A 14,319-nucleotide genomic window follows, 5' to 3' on the forward strand; every position below is an offset into this window, starting at 1 on the left:
AATAGCTTCTAGGTATGCCTTTGTTTTTAAAATTATTGATACGATGGCAATGGCTGATAATAGATTTACGCCAATTGTATCAAGAGCTATAGCTCGATCAGGCATTGATGGACCACGAATAACACGGTACAGTGATAATGCAATGGAGATACTAAAGAAAGCCAGTGCTAAAAGTAAAATATTATCAATCATTAACGTGTCACCTCCATTATTGCTTGTTCAAATTTCCCAATAGAGCGTATGACAGCATCTTTGGACTGTTCAATATCCATGGCATGAATATAAAAAACATCCCCCTCTTCTGATACTTCCATAACGACAGAACCTGGTGTTAGTGTAAGCAATAATGCAAGTGCTGTAATTTCCCAATCACCCTTTAATACTGTTTTATAAGTGAAAATACCAGGTGTAATAGTAAGCTTTGGCGTTGTAATTTGTCTTAATACGCTATAGCTTGATAAAAATAGCTCCCAATTAAAAAGCCATAATAACTTTATAATGGAAAATACTCGTCGCAAGTAAAATTGGGTGCCATAAAAACGGTGCATAGCATATAAAATACCCACTCCTACGATAAAGCCCATTAAAAATGTCGAAAATTGGGGTGTCACTTCATCCTGTAAGAGTAACCAAAGTGTTGCAATAAATAAATTCAATATAAACTGCATTGCCATTATTTATTCACCTCACCTTGCCATAGTTCCCCATCTAATACTGCATCAATATAAATGGAAGGGGTATAAAGTGTTTCTGCCGCATCCGTTACAAAAGGAGCCAATTTCTCTGCTCCAATTCCTAAGCCAATTGTACAAGCAGCCAGTAATGTTATAGGTAGCAAAATTCGCTTGGGTAATGGCTTTTCATCTTCCAAGCTAATAATGGTTTCTCCAAAAAAGGAGGAAAGGAATATTCGCAGCAGTGAATACAAAACAATTAAACTAGAGAAAAATCCTAGACCTAATAGAACAAAATGGCCTCCTTCTATTGCTCCTTGTCCGATTAAAACTTTCCCTAAAAAGCCACTTAAAGGGGGTATACCTGCTAATGAGCACATGGCGATGAAGAACATCCATCCAAAAAAGGGATAATTCCGGATAAGCCCACTCATTTTATCTATGACCGTTTCCCCCGTAACATAAATCATCATGCCCACCGCTAAAAAAAGCATTGCCTTAGCAACCATATCATGCATTAAATAATAGATAACACCTTGTAAAGCAGACTCTGTACCAATCGCTAAACCAGTGACTATAAATCCAACTCCAATTAGCACATTGTATGAAGCAATCGTTCTAACATCGCGCCCTGATAGAGCACCGATACAACCTGCTACGATCGTTATCCCTGCCATTATACCAAGAGCCATGTGTGTCACTTCAGTGTTATTAGGGAAAAGCAATGTAAACGTCCGCACAAGTGCATATATCCCAACCTTTGTTAATAATGCCGCAAATAAAGCCGCTATGGCAGTTGGTGGTACACTATAGGAGCCAGGCAACCAGAAGAATAATAAAAGTCCAGCCTTCAAGCTAAAGACGATTAAGAATATTAGCGCCACTGTTGTAATGAGAGGATTCGCTCCTGCCTCCATGACACGAACAGAAATATGGGCCATATTTAAAGTACCAACTGTACCATATAGAAAGGCTAATGCTACTAAGAAAATCCAAGAAGCAACAATATTAATTAACACATATTTTAATGCTTCTCGTAGTTGAATTTTTTCGCCACCTAGACTGATCAATGTATAAGAAGCGAGCAACATTACTTCAAAGCATACAAATAAGTTAAAAATATCCCCTGTTAAAAATGAACCATTAACCCCTGCAACCATAAGCAGAGTAAATGGATAAAAATACATCTTTTCATATCCAAGCTCCATTGTAAAAATTGCATATAGCATACAAATAACAGCTACAAGATTGGCCACTAATACTAATAATATTGCAAAAGAATCTGCAACAAACGATATACCAAAAGGTGGTGCCCAACCACTAAAATCAATTCGCATCACACCTTGCTCTTGAATCTCTAGTAATAAAAAGATGCTAATAATAACGATAAAGCTTAAAGTCAGTAAACTAATGATGCGTTGTAAAATAACATGCTCTTTTAAAAATACCAGTAAAATGGCAGTAATTACCGGTACAATTAATGGTAAAACAATCATATTACTCATCCGGCGTACCTCTCATTTCATCAAAATTACCTGATCCATTTGTTTTGTACGCTCGATAGCCTAAAACGAGAACAAAAGCTGTAACAGCAAAGCTAATAACAATGGCTGTTAAAATTAATGCCTGTGGTAATGCATCTGTATAAGGACCCTCTGATTCCCCTAATAACGGTACATCCCCTTTTTTAAGACCCCCCATTGTCAGAATCAGTAAGTGGGCAGCATGAGATAAAACAGCTGTTCCTAAAATTACACGCAATAACTGCTTAGAGAGGATTAAGTACGTCGCAACAGCTACTAATATACCGACTAAAACAAGTATTAAAGATTCCATTGGCTACTCATCCTCACTTATACTTAAAATAATTGTTACAACAACACCTACAACCGTTAATGCGACACCCGCTTCAAAAATAGTTACGGTTGAAAAGCCCATTTTTCCAAATATCGGAACATTTATATACGTATATGTCTGCGTTAAAAATGGCACATCGAAAAACAATGCACCAATTGCCGTTCCAGTCGCAAGAAAAACACCAAGAGCAGCAACCTTTTTAAAATCGAAAGGCATTCCTTTATGAACAGTCTCTATATCATAAGCGAGATATAATAAAACAATGCCAGAAGCTAACACAAGGCCCCCTATAAAGCCACCACCTGGAGCATGATGACCAGCAAAGAACAAGTACACGCCAAGTGTTAAAATAATGAACACGACTGCCTTTGTGACTGTCCTTAATATCACATCATTAATTTTCACGATCCGCTTCCTCCTTTCGTGGCTTAAGCTTCGTTAATGTATAAACCCCTAAGCCAGCAATCAGAAGAACCACAACCTCAAGCATTGTATCAAAGGCACGGAAATCCCCTAAAATTGTATTAACAATATTGGAACCACCTGCTAACTCATAGGCATCATTAAAATAAGTGGACACTGGCTCAAAGCGGTCGTAGTGCACTACTGCTAATCCAACCATCGTTACGGTTGCCCCAACAAAAATAGAAATCACCGCTTTTGACCATTGCACCCTTTTAGGAGGCGCTTCAGGCATTAAATCCGGTAAATATTTAAAACATAGAAGGAATAGAGCGGTTGTTACCGATTCAACAACTAATTGTGTTAAAGCCAAATCTGGAGCACGGAAAATAACAAAGAAAAATGCAATGGAATAGCCTAAAACACCATTTAACAACATCGCTGTAACCCGGCCCTTTGCAAATATCATCCAAACAGCCGCAAATATCATAACAAACACAAGAATTAACTCGTAAGACTCAATGACCGAGTCCATGTCAAAATGAAAGGTCATTGCATCTGACCATATAAAGTAGCCAGCTATAAGCGCAATGAAAAATACATATATATAGACAAAATAATGCGTTAAATTGCCAGTCATATATTTACGAGTGAGCTTCTCAGAGCCATTTTCACTAATTTCGATCAATCGATTGTAGTATGTGTTAAACGTATACTTTTGAGAAAATATACGATACAGTGGCTTCCAACTTTTTAATGTTTTAAATAAGATAATACCGATAATAATGACACCTAACGTCATCCATAACTCTGCATTAATGCCGTGCCATGCATGAATATGTGGCGTTAATTCACTTGAGGACGGAAATGTAGGATAAATACTTGCCATTGCAGGCTCTAAAATATAGTGGCCGAGCACATTTGGGAAGAAAAAGATACCGACTACTAATAAACATAAAATAATGGGTGAAATTAACATGCCAAATGGGGCTTCGTGTGGTTTTCGATCCATTTTTTCAGGCTGTAGTTTACCCAAAAATGTACGGAAAATTAAAATCATACTATAAACAAAGGTAAAGATACTTGCCACCCATGCTATGAATGGGAAAAATAAACCTACATCAGCAATAGAGAAAGCTTCTACATCCCTTATAGCCAATACAGCTGCAAAAAACATTTCTTTACTTAGGAAACCATTAAACGGCGGTAATCCTGCCATTGAGAAGCTTCCGATTACTGCAATTGTAAAAGTTACAGGCATCAAAGACATTAAACCACCAAGACGACGGATATCTCGTGTCCCTACTTCATGATCGACAATTCCAACCATCATAAATAAAGCACCTTTGAATGTAGAGTGATTGACAAGATGAAATAGTGCCGCAAAGCTTGCTTGTGTATACACAATCGAGCTTTCTGCATAGCCATAATAATGTCCAACAGACCCAAGGCCAAATAGACTCATAATTAAGCCTAGCTGACTTACTGTAGAAAAGGCTAATAAAGCTTTTAAGTCCGTTTGTCTAACAGCATTAAAGGAGCCCCAGAATAACGTTACTAAACCGATAACGCTCACTAGCCAGAACCAGATTGATTCTCCACCAAAGATTGGAGAAAAACGCGCAACTAAATAAATACCTGCTTTAACCATCGTGGCTGAGTGTAAGTAAGCACTAACTGGAGTTGGCGCTTCCATTGCATCAGGTAACCAGATATGGAATGGAAATTGTGCCGATTTCGTAAAAGCCCCTAATAAAATTAAAATTAGTGCGGGAGTAAATAGTGCATGATCACGTATAACTTCTACATTGGCCACAATTTCACGAACACTAAATGTATTGGAAGCTACATAGAGCATTAAGAAGCCTGCAAGCATTGATAGTCCGCCAAAGACTGTAATCATCATTGCTTTTTTTGCTCCTGCACGTGATGCCTTTCTATGATGCCAAAATGCAATTAATAGGAATGATGACACACTTGTTAATTCCCAAAATGTGTATAATATCATTAAGTTATCTGAAAAAACAACGCCAAGCATAGCGCCCATGAATAGTAATAAATAGCAGTAAAAATGATGAAGAGATTCTTTCGTTGATAAATAAAAAATAGAATATAAAATGACTAAACTACCTACTCCTGTAATCAGCAAGCCAAAAATCATACTGAGTCCATCAAGATAAGTTGTGAAATTTATATTAAAAGAGGGAATCCACTCATATGTATGGATAAACGTCTTACCCTCGGCAATTTGAGGAATATAGCGCGCGAGTAAAACAAACAAGATGAATGGAACGGATAAAACAAACCAGCCAAGATGTGTAACACGCCTTAGTCGCCTATAAAGCAATGGGATTAGAGCAGCACAAACAAATGGCAAAAGTATCGCAATGAGAACTGTAACCAAATGAAAACCTCCTACAATCAAAATCATCTAGCAATTTTTATGGTGAATTGGAATAATAAGTGCTAAGACTTTAGAATTTTGTTTAAGCTAAGTAACATATTAGATATATTCTTGAAATTTTTGTAATTGGAAGGTGCGGGGTATTAAAATGCCTAACAAATGGATCCTTTTTAGTTACTTTGTTACATCTAACCCGATGCAAGCTTAAATAACTTGTGGAAAATCAAATAATTTATACGGTCGCAAATCAATTCAACTCAATTATATCAGCACAATGAAGACACTTGACTATATTTTTAACTCCCTGCATAATAGTGTGGCATATGGAAGCAATTTATCTTTGATGCACATGATGCATAAATTAAATAATTATAAATCATTGATTTAAGCTTTATCCTTCAAGGGTTTTCCAATATATTTTCGTTAACTTTTATACATTTTAAAGTATACAATATAAATGAGCATAATGCACTGTAACAGCATCGAATTTAGCTGTTTTAGGATAATTTTTTCAAAATCAGCAGTGAAATTAATAAAATATCAACAGATAAGAGGTGTACATTTTTTATGAAGCATGTAAAAGGGCGTTTGGATGAAAGTATATTAGTTTGCGTTTACTACGGCTTAAATGGCGAACGTTTAATACGTCGTGGTCACAAGATGGCCTCCATGCTAGATTGCCCACTCTATATTCTTTCAGTCGATTCGCAACCCCTTGATGCATTTGACGCAGAGAAATCTAGTTATATTGAGCAGTGGAAGAAGTTATCAGATGAACTAGAGGTTGAAAAATTCATTTTGCAAGATAATGAAAAACGCCCCATACAGAAAGTAATTGCAGAAGTCGCAAAAAATTATGGAATTTCTCAAATTATCGTAGGGCAAAGCGCTCAAAGCAGGTGGGAGGAAATTACTAAAGGTTCTTTCCTCAACGTTCTGTTAAAAGAAGTTCCTTTTGTGGATTTTCATATTGTTGCTGTTCAACGTCCAACAGATGATGATGCAAATGAAACATACGAAAAAGGAGTACGTGCTTACTTAATTAAAGAGCAGGAAGACTTCAAAGTAGCCTTTACATGCCCTAAATATGTATCGATTGAAGGGATATTTTTCAAGGAAATCGGCACAGATTTTGATAATGGCATTTTCAAGTTCACTTACAACGATAAAATGCATGAAGTCCATATTTCAGAAGGCTATGTGATCGATCAAGAGAAGCTTCCTGCCGAATTTTTAGCCCCATTAAGACAATAAAAAACGCGTCCTAGACGCGTTTTTTTATTAAACTACAGGAGATGCGGGTTTATCCTTCGGTAAGAAGAAAGCAACTAACAATAATAAAGGTAATAACGAAACAACTATCATTGTAAAATCAATACCCTTATGATCCATTAATACACCGATAACCATCGCACCTATTGCTCCCATACCAAAGGCAAAGCCTGTCGTTAAGCCAGCCATTGTGCCAATTTTTGTAGGGACGAGTTCCTGTGCATAGACCACTGTCACGGAGAAGCTAATCATAATCAATGTACCGATAATGACTAAAAAGATCATAGCAGCCCATAATGGCACATAAGGTAATGCTAAACAAAATGGCATTGGTACTACAACAGAAAGGATGATGACGTTTTTCCTCCCAATCCTGTCAGACAAAGAGCCGCCGAAAAATGTACCTACTACCCCAAATGCCATGAAGAGGAAAATAAGTATTTGCCCTAGTCGTAGACTGACATCATAATGATCCATCAGATAAAAGACGTAAAAGCTTGTTATATTTGTTGTATAAAATGATCGCGCAAAAATAATAGTAAACAATAAAGTTAAAGCAATCCCTACTTGTTTCTTTGTTAAAGGTGGCAATGATGAAACTAAAACACGTTTTTTCTTCGCCTCACGTTCTTGCTCCAATTGTTTCTTATACCATCCTGCAATCTTACTTAATAATATAATTCCAAAAGTTGCCGCCACTAATACGATTGCTGCACCACGCTGACCAAAAATATCAAAAATATAGGCGCTAATCAATGGTGCAAGAGCTTGCCCTGAGTTTCCTCCAACTTGATAAATAGATTGAGCAAGTCCCCTTTTAGAGCCTGCTGCCATAAATGATACTCTAGATCCCTCTGGGTGAAAAATTGCCGAACCAAAGCCTAAAAATAATACTGCAATAAGAATAATCCAATACTGTGTTGTGAACGCAATAATAGCAATGGCTATAAAAGAACTTATCATTCCTATCGGTAACGCATATGGCATTGGCTTTTTATCGCTGACAAACCCTACAATAGGCTGTAAGGCAGAAGCAAATATATTTAAGACAAATGATATGAGTCCAATTTGTGTGAAGGTCAGTCCTAACTCACTTTTGAATATCGGAAACATCGCTGGTATTACTGCTTGCATCGTATCATTGATTAGGTGAGCAACACCTATTGCAATCATTATTGGATAGATAGGATTTGCCACATTTAATTGATTATTCATGCTGCCACCTCGCTCTTATAAATTTTGGTTATTTTTGATTGTCGCATACTATCAATCATTTTGCACAAGCTATGTTTCGACAGCTGTAAAAGGAGTTGATATATGCATGGAAAGCTTTATTCATGCTCATTTTTGGGAAATGATTCTTCGAACAACGCTTTCATTTTTTGTCTTACTTATTCTGGCTCGTATCCTTGGGAAGAAGCAATTAGGTCAACTAACGTTCTTCCATTATATTACGGGTATCACATTTGGATCGATTGCCTCAGAAATTGCCTCACAAGAAGAAACGCCTTTTTTAGACGGTATGATTTCCCTTATTTGGTGGAGTGCTTTAACTTATTTAATGACCATTATTACAATTAAGTCTAAAAAGGCACGCGTACTGATTGATGACAAGCCTACGATTGTTGTACAAAATGGTCTTATTTTAGAATCAGCTTTAAAGAAAAATCGTTTGCATATGGACGAACTAACAATGATGCTACGAGAGCAAGCCATTTTCTCTGTACAGGACGTCCAGTACGCATTGCTTGAAACAAACGGGAAGCTTAGTGTGCTGCAAAAAACATCTGAACAAGTTGCTACGAAGCAGGATGTTAAAGCAGATGTTTCGCCACCTACCTATTTACCTACTGAGGTTATTTCTGATGGTCAGCTTATTAAGGAGAATATTGTGGAGCTTGAGTTAACAGAAGACTGGGTAATGAAAAAGTTAAAAAAGCAAAACGTGCAGTCAGTTGAGGATGTCTTTTTTGCACAAGTTCAAACAAATGGTTCCTTATATATCAGCTTAAAAGATAAAGCGAGACATTCAAGCCCATAATTGCTTGTTTGTCTCGTTCTTTTATTAATCAATTTTAACAATATCTAATGGTGTAATAATTCCAATTAATTTTTGATGTGGTTTGCCATGCTCCGTTATTAATAATGCCTCAAAACGCCTACCTCTTTCTACTCCCTGTTTAAATATTTCCTCTGCCTCATAAATCGTAATGTATCTACTGACGAATTTATAATTCACCCTATTTTTCTCATGCATTAAAATATCATACAACGTCGGAATACCTTTCGGTAAATGATCTCCACCCATCTTTGAAGCAAGCCAATTGGTGATTCCTACGGTTGTGATAAGTCCTTTAAATTGTCGATTATAATAGACAGGGAACTGTGTATATTTTCGTTGGCGAATTACTTTTAAGACATGTGCTAATGAATCATTTCTCTTGAAAAACAAAGACTCTCTTTCGAAACATTTGCCCTACAAGCATAGGCTTAGCAAGAGTAGCATCTATGTATTCAATTCTTTCTACAACATCAGTATGTGGTTCTGCAATAACATAGTTTAAAGCCGTACGATGATGTACAATGGCATTTCGCAAATCAGCGTATGAGCGTAAATCATCTTCATATTTTTTCACTAATACCTCTTTTTTCTTCGCTTGATCAATAAGCCGATAAAATGGCATAAAATCCTTTATGCCTACGATATCTCTTAATCTATGGTCTATCCGATTAAACGCTGTCAGAAAACGATCGGAATTTTCAGTTCCCACTTTGTATAAACCTTCTTTCTACATGATCTTTTTATTTTCCGAGTTATTTGACAAATTTCGAGTTACATCCCCATTATATTCCTAAGTTATGGAAATTCCAAGAAAGTAATTTTGTTAGCATTTGTATGTATTTTCCCTCTTGAAAGTTACGTTACGTCATTTTGTATAATGGCAATAACAGGAGAGGGGATGGTTATTTTGCTTACGATTCACACTGTATCAAAACAAACTGGTATATCTGTTCGAACATTACGTTATTATGAGGAGATCGGATTATTACTTCCAACAACAAGGACTGATGGAGGACATAGGATTTATGGTGAGAATGAACTGAAAACACTACAGCAAATCGTATTTTTAAAAGCATTAGGATTTAAATTAAAAGAAATTCAAACACTTCTTCATAATACGTGGGATTGGGAAGCTAGCTTAGATCAGCAATTAGCTTTTCTAATAGAAGAGCAAAGAAAACTTCAACAGATGGAGAACGCTATACACGGATTAAAGAATGCTTCAGCTATTGAGGGAGGGTTAACTGAGTCTCTTATTCAAAAATTTATTCAGCTTTCCAATCGAGATCAAGGGAACAAGCAAGCATTGTGTAAGCAAATTTTTGCAGCAGCCGAAATAGAACTTCTTCAAAAACTTCCTAATGTCAATCGTAATGATCCCAATACTTTAGAATGGATTGGTTTGTTAGGTCAGTTAGAACAACTTAGTAATGAGAGCCCTGAAGCAGTTTCAGTACAGAACATTATTAAACGAATGATGGAAAAGTCACAAATAGAATTCGAAGGAAATGAAGAATTTTTAGAAAAAATGTGGGCAATACGTAAGTCTCCTCAAAAATCTGAACAGATCGGATTATATCCCTTAGAGGAGGATTTTCTGCATTTTATCGAACAGGCTTTCCATGTTTATGAAACAAAAAAGGCATTCGGTGATCCTAAGTATGAGCAATGAAATACTGTTGTTGGTTGGCGCTTTAGCTTTATTAGATATGTTTAGTCCCTCTATTATTGGTGTTACCGTCTATTTATTACTTGTGGCTAAAAAGCACCAATTGCGACTTGTCCTTACCTATTTGATAACTGTTGCACTATTTTACTTTAGCACTGGCATTTTTCTAATGCTGGGTCTAGATGTCATATTTGATCCAATCGCTAATTTGCTAAGCAGCTACTCTGCTCGTTTAACCATGACCTTTGTGGGCGGAATTTTATTCATAGGTAGTTGGCTAGTACCAAAGAAAAAGACAACGGGAGCACCTAGACCAAAAACTTTACATGTTAGTGCTATGATAGCCCTAGGTTTCACTACCTCTATTTTAGAAGTTGCAACAGCTCTCCCTTACTTTGCAGCAATTGGCATTTTAACGAGCCATCATTTATCGTTCTATGAATGGTTACCAATATTGGCAGGTTACAATTTGATGATGATTACACCTGGAATCATCCTGCTTTGTTTCCATCTTTTATTCCGTCGATATATGCATCAGCCCTTAAGAAAAATTCAATCACTTTTTGAACAAAGTACAAGTTCTGCCCTTTCATGGATTATGTTTTTTGTTGGCCTAATTTTGTTAATCAATGGTGGCATGATCTAAAATAAAAAAACGGTAAATATCCGTCAAAAAGGGATTTTTACCGTTTTTATTTCTTTATATTTTTGTCATAGGCGCATTTTTCTTCATCATGACGATCCCAATACTAATACAGAGCATTGTCAGTGCTACAGTAATTATCAGGCTCCACCAGTAATCTGACATCGCCATTGTGCCTCGAGCTAGCAAAGTTCCATAGCTCGCTAATTTCCAAGGAGATATTGTCCAAAAAAGACCCACTATCATATCTACTATTTGTCCTACAAAGATAACCGTAAAGGCACATGTCGTAGCTATAATAGTTTTAAAACTGGCACTCATCATTAAGGTTACAGCGATGACGAATAGTAGCCACACATAATACGTAAAAAAGATTGCAAACAGTGACCCAACTTCTAAAGTTCCGTATAGGATACTAGTGTAGTAGATATTCGCCGCAAAGCCAGCTAAAATACTTACAAAGCCAACTGAGCTCATAACGATAAATTTACTCATAAAATAGGCGCCAAAAGAAATCGGGCGGACATATAATAAGGTAGCCATCCCACTAGCACGTTCTTTACTAATGATACCCACAAAAGTAGCCATCATCACTAATAATCCTATTGTTTGAAACTGTCCTATAGAAGCTTGTATTAAGTCAACTGGCATTAATTCTGGCACTAACATTTCAAAGCCTTCGGGTACGTTCCCAACAGCATTTAAAATATCCATCATATAATAATTTGTCAGCGGGTCACTCATTCCTAGCAGAGCAAACACAAGAGGTATCCATAGAAATTTCCAGCTCCGCCAAGCCTCTCTAAATTCCTTTTTTAGAAGTACACTGAATCCCCTCATGCTTTTTTCGCCACCTTCATGAAAATTTCCTCCAAAGATGCTGTTTGTCTCTCCACTTTTCGTATCGTATATGGGCATATACTTAAACGGTGCAATAACTCCTTCATCGTTGGCTCTTCATTCAAAATATTTATATACACATAGCATCCCTTTACACTTTCTGTTGGGCCTACAAATAGCCTTGCCTCTTCTTCATTATTAAATTCAACTACATAACTTTGCTCATCAAAACGTTGGCGTACCTCACGTAATGTTCCTTGCTCTACTAGCTTGCCATCCTGCAAGAATAATAACTGATCTGTCATTTCCTCGGCATCATTTAAAATATGTGTTGAATATAAAATAGTTGTCTCTTGTTGCAATCCTTTTAATAAATCAAGGACTTCCCTACGACCAACAGGATCTAATGCTGAAACAGGCTCATCTAATAGCAGTAATTTAGGCTTATGCACAATTGCCTGGGAAATACCTAGACGTTGCTTCATTCCACCAGAAAAAGTAGCAATCTTTTTATGTTGTGCGTTTCCTAGCCCTACAAACTCCAATGTTTTTTGTGCTTCTAATTTAGCCTTTTTTGCTGTGATACCATTCAGCCTCGCAGCCATCTCGGTAAACTCTAATGCACTAAGCCAAGGATGAAACTGAGGATATTGTGGCAAAAACCCTATATTCGAACGTACATCCCCATTCAGCATTCTTACACTCCCAGCAGTAGGTTTTAAAAGACCAGTTAACATGGATAATGTCGTTGTTTTACCAGCACCATTTGGACCAATTAAAGCTGTAGAAGTCTTTTCTTCTAAAGTAAAATGAATATCATCCACAACTTTATGCTCTGCAAATTGCTTTGTTAAACCCGTTACTTGAAGTAATGTTGTCATGACTGCTTTCTCCCTACAATAAAGTACGCAATGGACCCTAATAAATTAGCAAATATAATAATAAATACCCATAAAATTTTAGGACCGTTGGTTGCATGTATTTTACGTAAGTCTATAAGTGCTACAATCATTAAAATAATTTGGACAATGATAAGTGGCGCAATAACAGCCCATGGCACCTTCGCTAATTCCTCCATCATACAGATCACCCCATTAGTTGTTATATATTTACTATAACAATTTTGTTCTAATATGTATAGAACAATTTTATGACAAGGAATAAAAAAGAAGATGCACCATCATCGGTACATCTTCATCTCTAGCTTTGTTTATATAGTTGTTGCAAAGCATCTTCCATTTTTGGTCGAATGGTTACTTGTGGACGAGCTTTTTTTACTGCTGTTTCCGCTTCCTCTAATGAATTAGCCATTCCTAGCTCCATTAACAAGGCTGTTGCGGCAACACCTGCACGACCACCACCACTGCCACAATGGACATATACTTTCTTACCTGCCTCATAGGCTGTAGCAATTTCTTTCGCTACTTGTTGAATGGAAGGTGCTACCTCAATATCTTCATCTGCAATAGGCATATGCTTGTATGCATAAGATACAGCTTCTTGCTCTTGTGATGAAAGCCCCTTAACACGAACATCTATCACTACATCTACTGATTCTTGTGCAAATGCAGCCTCCGCATCCTTTGCACCACCAAAGAATATTTGATCTTTTACTAAAACATCATAGTTTTTTTCCATACTTTACCCACTCCATATGTTTATTTCAGTAAATGCTTAATATCCTCATAATACGGTAGAGCGGTTAATGCCCCTGCTTTCGTAGCAGCAAATGCCCCTAATTTATTTCCAAAGCTTGTACAACGAACTAGTTCTTCTTTCGTCGTAGGTAACCCATTGTAATGGACATCGCGTAATACACCTGCCATAAATGCATCTCCTGCACCTGTAGTATCCACTGGCACTACTTTCTCAGTAGGTACATGGATAACCTCACCATTCAGCACGGCGTAAGTTCCGTTTTCTCCTACTGTGATTAGAATAATAGGGACAAGATAGCTATTTAGTTGTTCAATACCTTCTTCTAAGCTCGTTGTCTCTGTCAGGAAGAATAATTCATCATCTGTCACCTTTAAAATATCTACATCTTCAAAAAATGACGTTATTGTTTCTCGGCAAATTTCCTCACTACTCCAGCGTAAGGGGCGAATATTCGCATCCATCGCAATAATTGCACCCTTGTCCTTTGCCATTTCTACAGCAGCTCGAGTTGTAGCAAGTGCTGTTGGATGGAACATAGTACCTGAACATACTGTTAAAGCTGAGGCGTGTTTAAAGGCTGCTTCATTTAATTGTGATGGTTCGACTTGTAAGTCCGGTGTTTCATCGACATAATCTTTAAAAATTCGCTCGCACGCTTCTGTTAGATGAACATATACACCACTTACTCGCTTAGCCGGATTAAATATAGCATAATCTAGCTTTACCCCCTCTTGTGCAAGTCCATCACGCACAAATTGAGAACCCTCGTCATCTCCGGTAATTGTAATTAAGGCTGATGGCGCTCCAATACGGCTAATACCAGCTGCAACATTAACC

18 protein-coding genes are annotated in these 14,319 nt (G+C 37.0%); 4 read left to right on the plus strand and 14 right to left on the minus strand.

The features are described from left to right. From RT445_RS17325 to RT445_RS17350, 6 genes are all read right to left on the minus strand, one after another. Nucleotides 1–192 (minus strand): monovalent cation/H+ antiporter complex subunit F (locus RT445_RS17325; RefSeq protein ID WP_313471084.1); only part of this gene is annotated, 192 nt, incomplete at its 3' end. After that, nucleotides 192–674, minus strand: a complete 483-nt coding sequence (locus tag RT445_RS17330) for a Na+/H+ antiporter subunit E (protein WP_274795225.1) — start codon at nucleotides 672–674, stop codon at nucleotides 192–194. The genes RT445_RS17325 and RT445_RS17330, both read right to left, overlap by 1 nt. Continuing rightward, complete coding sequence (locus tag RT445_RS17335) at nucleotides 674–2,179, minus strand: Na+/H+ antiporter subunit D (protein ID WP_312507200.1); 1,506 nt, start codon at nucleotides 2,177–2,179, stop codon at nucleotides 674–676. The genes RT445_RS17330 and RT445_RS17335 overlap by 1 nt, the downstream gene beginning before the upstream one ends. Continuing rightward, nucleotides 2,172–2,510 (minus strand): Na(+)/H(+) antiporter subunit C, encoded by a 339-nt coding sequence (locus RT445_RS17340; RefSeq protein WP_274795223.1) that lies wholly within the window; start codon nucleotides 2,508–2,510, stop codon nucleotides 2,172–2,174. Before RT445_RS17340 ends, RT445_RS17335 begins: the two co-directional genes overlap by 8 nt. A 3-nt stretch (nucleotides 2,511–2,513) precedes the next feature. Beyond that, nucleotides 2,514–2,936, minus strand: a complete 423-nt coding sequence (locus RT445_RS17345; protein WP_312507199.1) for a Na(+)/H(+) antiporter subunit B — start codon at nucleotides 2,934–2,936, stop codon at nucleotides 2,514–2,516. After that, nucleotides 2,926–5,337, minus strand: coding sequence for a Na+/H+ antiporter subunit A (locus RT445_RS17350; protein WP_312507198.1), 2,412 nt, complete (start codon nucleotides 5,335–5,337; stop codon nucleotides 2,926–2,928). Before RT445_RS17350 ends, RT445_RS17345 begins: the two co-directional genes overlap by 11 nt. A gap of 567 nt (nucleotides 5,338–5,904) precedes the next feature. On the opposite strand from RT445_RS17350, the gene RT445_RS17355 reads away from it, so the two are divergent. Then, nucleotides 5,905–6,591, plus strand: a complete 687-nt coding sequence (locus RT445_RS17355) for an adenine nucleotide alpha hydrolase family protein (RefSeq protein WP_274795220.1) — start codon at nucleotides 5,905–5,907, stop codon at nucleotides 6,589–6,591. A 27-nt stretch (nucleotides 6,592–6,618) separates the two neighbouring features. Here the strand turns inward: RT445_RS17355 and RT445_RS17360 are convergent, their stop codons facing one another. Beyond that, nucleotides 6,619–7,824 (minus strand): MFS transporter, encoded by a 1,206-nt coding sequence (locus RT445_RS17360; RefSeq protein ID WP_312507197.1) that lies wholly within the window; start codon nucleotides 7,822–7,824, stop codon nucleotides 6,619–6,621. 106 nt (nucleotides 7,825–7,930) lie between these two features. Between RT445_RS17360 and RT445_RS17365 the strand changes: the two genes are divergently transcribed. Beyond that, nucleotides 7,931–8,650, plus strand: coding sequence for a YetF domain-containing protein (locus RT445_RS17365; RefSeq protein ID WP_274795218.1), 720 nt, complete (start codon nucleotides 7,931–7,933; stop codon nucleotides 8,648–8,650). A 24-nt stretch (nucleotides 8,651–8,674) separates the two neighbouring features. On the opposite strand, the gene RT445_RS17370 is transcribed toward RT445_RS17365, so the two are convergent. Together RT445_RS17370 and RT445_RS17375 are read right to left on the minus strand one after the other, a co-directional pair. Further along, entirely contained in the window at nucleotides 8,675–9,061 is a 387-nt protein-coding gene (locus RT445_RS17370; RefSeq protein WP_312507196.1) for a CBS domain-containing protein, read from the minus strand. After that, nucleotides 9,042–9,380, minus strand: a complete 339-nt coding sequence (locus tag RT445_RS17375) for a hypothetical protein (protein WP_312507195.1) — start codon at nucleotides 9,378–9,380, stop codon at nucleotides 9,042–9,044. The genes RT445_RS17370 and RT445_RS17375 overlap by 20 nt, the downstream gene beginning before the upstream one ends. Nucleotides 9,381–9,569: 189 nt before the next feature. Here RT445_RS17375 and RT445_RS17380 point away from each other — a divergent pair, with 189 nt between their 5' ends. Both RT445_RS17380 and RT445_RS17385 read left to right on the plus strand, forming a co-directional pair. Further along, nucleotides 9,570–10,343, plus strand: coding sequence for a MerR family transcriptional regulator (locus RT445_RS17380; protein WP_312507194.1), 774 nt, complete (start codon nucleotides 9,570–9,572; stop codon nucleotides 10,341–10,343). Next, the gene (locus tag RT445_RS17385; protein ID WP_312507193.1) at nucleotides 10,333–10,986 is read left to right on the plus strand and encodes a GAP family protein; all 654 of its coding nucleotides are present in this window, start codon (nucleotides 10,333–10,335) and stop codon (nucleotides 10,984–10,986) included. The genes RT445_RS17380 and RT445_RS17385 overlap by 11 nt, the downstream gene beginning before the upstream one ends. A 54-nt stretch (nucleotides 10,987–11,040) precedes the next feature. On the opposite strand, the gene RT445_RS17390 is transcribed toward RT445_RS17385, so the two are convergent. From RT445_RS17390 to RT445_RS17410, 5 genes are all read right to left on the minus strand, one after another. Beyond that, nucleotides 11,041–11,823: an ABC transporter permease gene (locus RT445_RS17390; protein WP_313471088.1), complete on the minus strand. Its 783-nt coding sequence runs from the start codon at nucleotides 11,821–11,823 to the stop codon at nucleotides 11,041–11,043. Then, nucleotides 11,820–12,704: an ABC transporter ATP-binding protein gene (locus tag RT445_RS17395; protein ID WP_312507191.1), complete on the minus strand. Its 885-nt coding sequence runs from the start codon at nucleotides 12,702–12,704 to the stop codon at nucleotides 11,820–11,822. The genes RT445_RS17390 and RT445_RS17395 overlap by 4 nt, the downstream gene beginning before the upstream one ends. Next, on the minus strand, nucleotides 12,701–12,904 hold the full coding sequence (locus tag RT445_RS17400) for a PLDc N-terminal domain-containing protein (RefSeq protein WP_016992404.1): 204 nt from the start codon (nucleotides 12,902–12,904) through the stop codon (nucleotides 12,701–12,703). Before RT445_RS17400 ends, RT445_RS17395 begins: the two co-directional genes overlap by 4 nt. 119 nt (nucleotides 12,905–13,023) lie before the next feature. After that, entirely contained in the window at nucleotides 13,024–13,461 is a 438-nt protein-coding gene (locus RT445_RS17405; protein WP_274795212.1) for a protein-tyrosine phosphatase family protein, read from the minus strand. A 20-nt stretch (nucleotides 13,462–13,481) separates the two neighbouring features. Continuing rightward, nucleotides 13,482–14,319, minus strand: an 838-nt coding sequence (locus tag RT445_RS17410; protein WP_313471089.1) for a carbohydrate kinase family protein, incomplete at its 5' end; no start/stop codon positions are given.

It is taken from the genome of Lysinibacillus sp. (genome assembly GCF_032093475.1).
GTDB lineage: Bacteria > Bacillota > Bacilli > Bacillales_A > Planococcaceae > Lysinibacillus > Lysinibacillus irui.